General features: G+C 68.8%; 7 protein-coding genes and 2 pseudogenes. 5 read left to right on the top strand and 4 right to left on the bottom strand.

The window, feature by feature from the left end; all coding sequences use genetic code 11:
- The 4 genes and pseudogenes from VGT06_03300 to VGT06_03285 all read left to right on the top strand — a co-directional run.
- A partial coding sequence (locus tag VGT06_03300; protein HEV8662157.1) for a DUF4139 domain-containing protein occupies positions 1-523 on the top strand: 523 nt, incomplete at its 5' end.
- A gap of 360 nt (positions 524-883) precedes the next feature.
- Positions 884-1,537: pseudogene (locus VGT06_03295) on the top strand (DsbA family protein).
- A 570-nt stretch (positions 1,538-2,107) separates the two neighbouring features.
- On the top strand, positions 2,108-2,356 hold the full coding sequence (locus VGT06_03290; GenBank protein HEV8662156.1) for a hypothetical protein: 249 nt from the start codon (positions 2,108-2,110) through the stop codon (positions 2,354-2,356).
- A gap of 146 nt (positions 2,357-2,502) precedes the next feature.
- Positions 2,503-3,417, top strand: coding sequence for a DMT family transporter (locus VGT06_03285; GenBank protein HEV8662155.1), 915 nt, complete (start codon positions 2,503-2,505; stop codon positions 3,415-3,417).
- A 6-nt stretch (positions 3,418-3,423) separates the two neighbouring features.
- Here the strand turns inward: VGT06_03285 and VGT06_03280 are convergent, their stop codons facing one another.
- Together VGT06_03280 and VGT06_03275 are read right to left on the bottom strand one after the other, a co-directional pair.
- On the bottom strand, positions 3,424-4,266 hold the full coding sequence (locus VGT06_03280; protein ID HEV8662154.1) for a methyltransferase domain-containing protein: 843 nt from the start codon (positions 4,264-4,266) through the stop codon (positions 3,424-3,426).
- A 58-nt stretch (positions 4,267-4,324) separates the two neighbouring features.
- Positions 4,325-4,885 (bottom strand): annotated as a pseudogene (locus VGT06_03275) (DsbA family protein).
- A gap of 139 nt (positions 4,886-5,024) precedes the next feature.
- Here VGT06_03275 and VGT06_03270 point away from each other — a divergent pair.
- A complete protein-coding gene (locus VGT06_03270) occupies positions 5,025-5,765 on the top strand; it encodes an MBL fold metallo-hydrolase (GenBank protein HEV8662153.1) in 741 nt (246 codons plus the stop codon).
- A gap of 30 nt (positions 5,766-5,795) precedes the next feature.
- On the opposite strand, the gene VGT06_03265 is transcribed toward VGT06_03270, so the two are convergent.
- Both VGT06_03265 and VGT06_03260 read right to left on the bottom strand, forming a co-directional pair.
- A complete protein-coding gene (locus VGT06_03265) occupies positions 5,796-6,053 on the bottom strand; it encodes an energy transducer TonB (GenBank protein ID HEV8662152.1) in 258 nt (85 codons plus the stop codon).
- Positions 6,054-6,731: 678 nt separating this feature from the next.
- A partial coding sequence (locus tag VGT06_03260) for a TonB-dependent receptor (protein ID HEV8662151.1) occupies positions 6,732-8,186 on the bottom strand: 1,455 nt, incomplete at its 5' end.

The raw sequence follows: 8,186 nt of genomic DNA, 5'->3' as shown, positions 1-8,186 counted from the left end.
CCCCATCAAGAAGGAACTGTGGTTCTACGGCGCCGCCCAGTATTACCGCAGCCAATGGGGCACGCCCATCTCGAACCAGAAGGTGAGCGTCTTCCTGGAGATCGCCAACAAGGAGCAGCACCGGCTGGGCATCCCCCTCCCCAAGGGCATCGTCCGCGTGTACAAGGCTGCGGCGGACCAGAGCCTGCAGTTCATCGGCGAGGATACCATCGACCACACGCCGAAGGACGAGAAGGTGAAGATCAAGATGGGGGAGGCCTTCGACGTCGTCGGGGAACGCACCCAGCGGGACTGGCGGAAGATCGCCTGGGGCGTGTACGAGACCGAATGGCAGATCCAGCTCCGCAACCACAAGAAAGAAGACGCCCAGGTGACGATCCTCGAGCCTGTCCCCGGGGACTGGGAGGTGCTCCGGAGCAGCCACCCCTACGAGAAGGTGGAAGCCCACACCCTCCAGTTCGTAGTCCAGGTGCCGAAAGAGGGGAAGACGACCGTCACCTACCGCGTCCGGATGCGGTGGTAGAGGCCGAGGGTCTTGAACCGCCGCCGTTCCGTGGTAGAATACCGCCACCCCCAGCCCCCTCCCGGAACCTCCGGGAGGTCTCTCGGGCCACCTCGGGGACTCCCCAGGCAGACCTGGCGGGTGCCGAGCGCATGCGCCCGCATCGCGGGCGGCCTGCTCGGCACCGGATGAGGGTACTGTTCCTCCCGGTGCTCCCTGCCCGTCGGGCCGCACGGCGCGGGGCAGCGATCTCCCCCTGACCGCACCCAAGCATCACCGGAGCAGCAACGCGACTCCGCGCGGGGCGCAGAGGCGGCGGAGAGGCTGATGCCGATCGCGCTCGCGGTGTACCACGATGTCCTCTGATGCTGGTGCCTCCTCGCAGCCGGTCGGCTGAAGCGGGTAAAGCAGCAGGCGGGGGACCGGATCCGGCTGGAGGGGCGGCTCTTCGCGCTTGCCCCGAGCCCGCAGGACTACATCCAGCGCTTCGGGAGCCCGGCCCGCGCCAAGGCGGAGATCCTGACGCACTGGGCGGCCGCGGCCCGGGAGCCGGGCGGGGAGCGGATCAACGCTGCCCTGATGGCCAGCCGCCCCTTCCCGTACCCCGCCTCCCTGCCGATCCTGGCCGGCGTGAAGGCAGCGGAGCGACAGGGGGGGGCGCTGGCCCGCGAGACCTATTTCGAGCATGCCCAGGAGGCGCACCTGATCCAGTGCCGCAACGTGGCCGACCGGGAGGTCCTGCTGGACCTCGCGCAGGATCTCGCGTTGGATTTGGGCCGATTCGAGCGGGATCTCGACTCCGGCGAGTGCGACCCCGCCGTCCTTGCCGAGACGGAGGCGGCCAGGGCTCGGGGCATCGAGAGCACGCCCACCGTGGTCTTCGACGACGCCTGGGCGCTGCCCGGGGCGGTCCCCGTGGAGAACTACCTGGCGGTCCTGAAGGACCTGCTTGGAGGCCGGCAGCCGCAGCAGATCGCGGGCTCCGCGAAGGAAGCCTGGTCCCTCAAGCGCCCCTATCCCTTGCCCCCCCGTTGAGGGGCGGAAATCGTTCCTTGCCAGGGTGAGGGGGAGGGACTATCGTATCAGGCGCGATGGGCATACATCTGCGCCGAAGCCGACCCAGTTCCCAGGATGGCCGCTCTATCGCGTCGGTCCTTCTGCTCCTCTGGTTCCTCGCCGGGCATCCACTCGCGCTCTTCGCGGATGTCCAGGATGAGTTTGACGCTTCCGGTGGCGCAGAGCAGCTCACTCGGAAGGGCCGCTCCGATATCGGAGCGCCTCTGCCGGATCCCTTGCAGGCAGCCGACGATGAAGGGCGGCGCCTGCACGCCCCTTGGGCGGTTACCGGGAGGTTGGGCGGGAGAGCCGCCCTCACGGACAGCCTTCAGGTCTACTCGGCCCTGACCCTGAAGCGCCTTTCGCGCCCGCAAATCCCAACGCTGCTGTTTCCGCTCCAAGTCGCCCCTTCCTCCTGCCGGGACGACGAGCCGCCACACGCCGCCTAGCGAACGACCCGCTCCTGACCAACGAATTCCCTGTATCTACGGGATCGCCCGGGAGGGGGAGAGTTCCATCCGAATCCCGGGCTGGTCCGGGAGGTGTGTCATGACCGTACGCGGATGTCTGACCCGTGTCGTCCTCCCATTTTTCCTTGCCGCTTTCCTGACCGCCGCCCCCGCCCTGGCCGCGCCGGAGGAAGCCAAGCAGGCCTACCGGGATGCGGTCAAGATCGCGATGCAGCAGGACAAGAGCATCAGCGAGCAGGATCGGCAGGCCCTGGACCAGCAGAAGACAAGTCTGGGCCTCTCTGACGACGAGGCCCAGGAGATCGAGCAACAGGTCCGCGCGGAGTAAGTGGGTCCCCCGCCCCCGGGGGCTCGAACCGGCCCCCGGGGGCACGAAGCCTCCGCCCCAGACGACCGCTGCCGATCCCCCGCCCGACTCCGCTGCGGGGAGATCCCCGTTGCAAAGGCCGGGGGCCGTCCTTATGATGGGCGGCCATGATCTCCCCTGCCCCCGTCGCGCCTGCCCTCGCCGCTCCCCGCGCCTTCAGGGTCCACACCCTCTTCCCCCTGCTCGCCGCCGCCATCTGGGGCGGCATGTACGTCGTGAGCAAGTGGTCCTTCGCCGAGCTGCCGCCCGTCGCCCTGGGGCTCGCGCGGATGGCCCTCGGCGGCCTCGCCTGCTGGTTGCTCATCTGGAGGGCCGGGCGGCTGGGTTACGCCGCAGACGACCGGGGCCGCTTCATCCGCCTGGGGGGAGTTGTCTGCGGCACCATCGTGACCCAGTTCGTGGGGACCGACCTGGCCACGGCGGCGGAGGGGGCGCTCCTCACGACGACCACGCCGGCCTTCGTGGTCCTCCTGGCCTGGCTGCTCCTGCGGGAGGTGCCGTCGCTGCGGACGGTAGGGGGGACGATCCTGGCCTTTGCCGGGGTGGTCGTGGTGGTGGCGGGGCAGACGGGACTGGAAGAGCTGTTCGCGGGGGGGACGATCTGGGGGAGCCTCCTGCTGCTCGCGGCGGCCGCGGCGTGGGCGCTCGTCACGGTGCTCGGGAAACCCCTGGTCGCCCGGTATGGGGCCCTGCCTGCCATGACCTACGCGTGCCTCTGGAGCCTCCCGTTTTTCCTCCCGATCCTCCTTTGGGAGGTGAGCCGCCGGCCGGTCCCCCTCCCCTCCGCCGGCGGCCTCTTCGCCATCCTCTACCTCGGCCTGGCCTCCACCGCCCTTGCCTGGTATCTCTGGTACAAGGGACTGGAAGCCCTCCCGGCCGGGGTGGTGGCGGTCTTCTTCTTCGCCCAGCCCGTGGTCGGAGGGGTCCTCGCCTGGCTCCTCCTGGGGGAGCGGCTCGGAGGAGCTTTTCTCGCGGGAGGAGCCGTCATCGCCTCCGGCATCCTCCTCGCGGCCCGCGAGTAGCCGACGTCAGAGGACCTTCCGGGCGAAGATCACCTCGCTGTAGCCGAACCGGTTGACGGGGAAGTGCCGGGTGAGGGCGAGGTCCACCTTCCCGAGGGCGTGGACCGTCTTCTCCCGCCATCCGTCGCGGTCGGAGAACTGGTACTTCTCGGGGATGGGGAAGAGGTAGGTGAAGAAGTCGAACCCGTAGATGTCCAGGATCTGGAAGCCGTGCTTCGCCAGCAGCTCGATGATCTCGGCACGCCCGAAGGAGTTGAAGATCAGCGCCTTCCCCTGGAACTCCCAGACCCTGGGGTGCCCCTTCCGCCGATCCTTGAGGGCCGCGCGCCGCTCCTTCCGGTCCCAGAGGAGGCCCGGGTACCACTTGTTCTCGCACTCGAAGCAGAAGAGCGCGCCGGGCTTGGAGACCCGGGCCACCTCGGCCAGCATCCCCTCGTAGTTGGGGATGTGGCCGATCACGTCCCCGAGGGAAAGAACGCAATCGCAGCTCTCGTCCCGGAGGCTCAGGTGGGTGACGTCCCCCACGAGCAGCCGCACGTTCCTGAGGCGCCGGGCCTGCACCTTTCGGGCCGTGACCTGGAGCGCCTCGGGGGTGAGGTCCACCCCGATGACGCGGCGGCAGAAGTTGGCGGCGTAGAGCACCTGGCTGCCGGTGCCGCACCCGGCATCCAGGACCGTGTCGAAGGGACCCCCGAAGCGCCTCTCCTGGAAGATCTCGCGCAGGCAGCGGGCGAAGAGCTGGAACAGGTTGACAAAGTAGGCTTCCTTCCGCCCGTCGTACTCGTAGGAGATCTCGGCGTAGAACTCCCGGACCTCTTCCAGATGGGGGCGTTCGTCGGGGATCTTCATGCGGGCGGGATCCCGCTCCTCTGATGCCGCCGGCGACTGAACGGGGGCGGGGGGGCGCTCATGCGGGCAGGTGCTTGCCCAGGACCCGCTCGTACTCGGCCAGGGGAACCGCTCCCACGATGGGGGCCTCCGGCCCGATGATGACGGTCGGAATGGCTGAGATCCCGTGCGTGTGGACGGCGTCGAAGTACTCGGCCAGGACCGCCTCCCGGAGGCCCGGGGCCTCGTACTCGACCACGAAGCGCGTGAGGGGCAGGCCGGCCCTGCGGATGACTTCGACGATCTCCTCCCGATTGCCGATGTTCACCCCTTCCTCGAAGAAGGCCCGGAAGAGGGCCAGGTGGGCGGTCTCGAAGGCGTCGTTGCCGAGGCGGGCGGCGGCCTTCGCCGCCTCCTGGGCCGGGAGGCTCGTGGTGGGGAAATCCTCCCGACTCCACATCCGGAAGGTGATCCCCACGTCGGCGGCGGAGGCGGAGGCCCGCTGCCAGGCGGCCTCGCGGTAGGTCCCCTTGAAGCGGACGGTGGGGTCGGGGTGCGGCCGGAGGCAAAAGGCGCGCCGCGTGAGGCGGACCCTCCCCCGGTGCTTCGCGGCGAGCCGCTGCAGCCGAACCGCTGCAGGGTAGCACCAGGGTCAGAGGTAGTCCGAGAACTCCAGGATGGGAATGGGCACAGTCGTCATGCCGGCGAAAGCCTAGCACCGATGCCAGGTCCGGGCAAGGGTCAAGGCTGCCCTCTCGGGAGCCGAGAGGAGGGTTCGCATGAGTGAGGTCGAGGTCCTCTTCCTGGGAACCGGGGACGCGTTCGGGAGCGGCGGCCGGTTTCAGACTTGCTTTGCGGTGCGGGCTGAGGCGACCCAGTTCCTCATCGATTGCGGCGCCTCCTCCCTCATCGCCATGAGGCGGTTCGGGGTGGACCCCTCCCTCCTGGACACCATCCTGCTCTCCCACCTCCATGGCGATCACTTCGGGGGCGTCCCGTTCCTCGTCTTGGACGCGCAGTTCAGCCGCCGCACGCGGCCGCTGGTAGTAGCCGGGCCGCCGGGAGTTGAGGGGAGGGTCCGGGACGCCATGGAGGTCCTTTTCCCCGGCTCCTCTTCCGTCCAGCGGAAGTTTGCCGTGGAGTTCACCGAGCTGGCCGAGGGGAGGGAGACCGTCCTCGGGCCGATTGCGGTAACGCCCTACGGCGTCGTCCACCCGAGCGGGGCGCCGTCGTTCGCGTTGCGGGTCGCGTGTGGGGGGAGGGTGATCGCCTACTCCGGGGATACGGAGTGGACGGAGACGCTGGTAGAGGCGGCGCGGGGCGCGGACATCTTCATCTGCGAAGCCTACGTCTTCGAGAAGAAGATCAAGTACCACCTGGACTATCGCACCCTCACGGAGAAGCGGAGCCGGCTCGGATGCCGGAGGCTCATCCTGACCCACATGAGTGACGACATGCTGCAGCGCCTCCAGGGCCTGGACACCGATTGGGCCGAAGATGGCAAGCGGGTCGTCGTGTGAGCAGTGTCACCCGCTGCGGGCGCGCAGGGGTCATGGGCGGGCATCCGCGAGGCCATAGGAGATGCGGACCCGGAGCCAACCCGGGAGGGGGGGGAGGGGTGCCGCCCGCCGGACCGTCTCGAGGGAGGCCGCATCCAGAAGCGGGGACCCGGAGGAGACAGCCACCTCCGCGGCCGCCACGCGACCATCGGGGCCGATCCGGAACCGGACCGCCACGGTCCCCCGGTGCCCGAAGCGGCGCGCCTGCTCCGGGTACTGCTTCGCCGCCTCGATCCGCCTGAGGATCACGGCAAAGGCCCCGCCGCCTCCCGGTCCTCCCGCGCCCGCCGCGCCCCCTTCGCGGCCACCCACTGGACCCCCAAGCCCTGGTCCCTCTCCCTTCGGCCCGCCGAAGGCTCCCGCGGTGCCGTCGGCTCCCCCTCTTCCCTCGCCGCCCGAGCCGCCTTCGGGCACAGACCCGACGGGCGCCGCGGGGGCCGTGTTCTCAATTACCGCGGGCGCGTGCCGGGGAATGACCTCCTCGGGGACCAGCGGACCGTCGGCAGCCTCGAGCCGCACCGGACTCGGAAGAGAGGGTTCAGCTACCTTTTCCTTCATCCCCTCGACAGACAGGGGCTCGTGGGGTGCCGACCGAGCCAGGGGCTGCGGAGCGAGGGGTTGCGCCGGCGGCGGAGCCTGAGGGCGGGCCACCGGCGCGGCACCGGCCGGCGCGGGCGGCGACCCCGCGCCGGCTCCGGTCGGAGAATACTGCGCCGTGCTCTCTCCCCCACCCAAGCCGCCTGGGTCCTCGGTCTCGAGCGAGACCAGACGCACTTCGAGCGCGGCCACCGGCTCCGGCCCGGTCCGCGGAAGTCCCAGGGCGATCAGCCCGAGGAGCGCCACATGCAGCAGCAGGGAAGCCGCTAGCGGACCGCGGAGACTTCCTGACCCTTCTCGACCCACCGCTTCTGATTCCATCTCACCTCATCAGAAGTTAGCCTCTAGACCCACCAGATAGGTCAGGCCGAACGCCGGGAATCCCAGGACGTCCTCGTATTCCTTGTCGAGGAGGTTCTCGATCTTCGCCGTCAGGCGGAGGCTGTGGAGTGGCCCCAGCGCTTCGGCCAGGACGGCGCTGGCGGCCAGGTCCACCTTGGCATATCCACTGTTCAGGACGGTAACGACGGGAAAAGTCCCGGGCTGTACGTCGGGCCGCTCGCCGACGAATAGCGCCGTGGCGGCGAGGCTGTAGCGCCGACCGAACTGGTAGATCGCCGCTACGCTGCCGAGGTGCTTCGGGCGCCGGAGGAGAGGCTGCCTGGTAGTCCGGTCGATCGGCTCCATGAAGGTGTAGCTGCCCTTCAGGCTCAGCCCCTCGACCGGCCGAATCTCGATGGCCGCTTCGACCCCCTTCGACCGGGCGCTCCCGATATTCTGGGGGATGAAGAACGGATCAAGCACAATCAGGTCGGTGAACCGGGTATGGAAGTACGTCGCACTGAGGGTGACCAGACTTCCGAAGAGCCTCTGCTCGGTGCCAACCTCCCAGGTGCGGCTGCGTTCGGGTTGGAGGTCGGGGTTGCTGAACCCCGGAAAGAACAGGTCGCTCAGGCTGGGGGCCCGGAAGGCGGTGCCATAGCCGCCCCTAAAGGCCGTCCCGGTCGCTGCCAGCTGGTAGACGGCGGAGACCTGACCTGTCCCGTGGTTTCCGAACCTGCTGTGATCATCCAGGCGGGCCGATCCAAGGAGCGTCAATCGATCGAGGAGAGTCAGCTGCGCTTGCAGGTACCCGGCCTTGTTCGTGACGGTGGCCTGCAGGTCCCCACTATCGGCCCCCTCCTGTTTCCACTGCCCGCCCGCGGTCAGGATTAGGGAGCGGACGGGGCGAAAGGAGGTCACGAACTCCAGGTCATCCACATCGGTTTCGGTGACGAAGACAGAGGGCGGGTCCGTGAACCGGGTCTCCTCGATGACCCTCGCCAGGATCACCTTGTAGTCCCATGCCGGCGTGAGCGCGTGAGTGAATGTAGCCCCCGCCTGCGTGAACTCCCGCTTGGAGTTCTGGTCGGGGTCGAAGCTCCGGCCGGCCACGGGGGGGAGGTTCTTATCCGTGTCGAGGAAGCGGGAAAAGAACTCCAGGCGGGTCGTCGGTGTCGGCTTCAGGCCAATCCGCCCTGAGAGCGTCGTGCTCTCGTAGTCGTCGTGGTCGAGTTCCCCCTCGCTGTCCAGCCGAGAGCCTGCGACCGCATAGTCCCACTCGGTCCCCCCCCCAGCGCTCGAGAACGTCTCCCGGAAGGTCGAGTGGTTCCCGCCTTCGAGCCGTACGCGGTACGTCGGCACGCCAGTTCCGGTCCGCGTGATGATATTGACCACACCACCCATTGCCGCGGATCCGTAGAGCGTGCTCTGCGGGCCGCGGACGATCTCGATCCGGTCCACGTT

It is taken from the genome of Candidatus Methylomirabilis sp. (assembly GCA_036000645.1).
Lineage (GTDB): Bacteria > Methylomirabilota > Methylomirabilia > Methylomirabilales > JACPAU01 > JACPAU01.
This window is presented reverse-complemented; position numbering and strand designations above follow the sequence as displayed.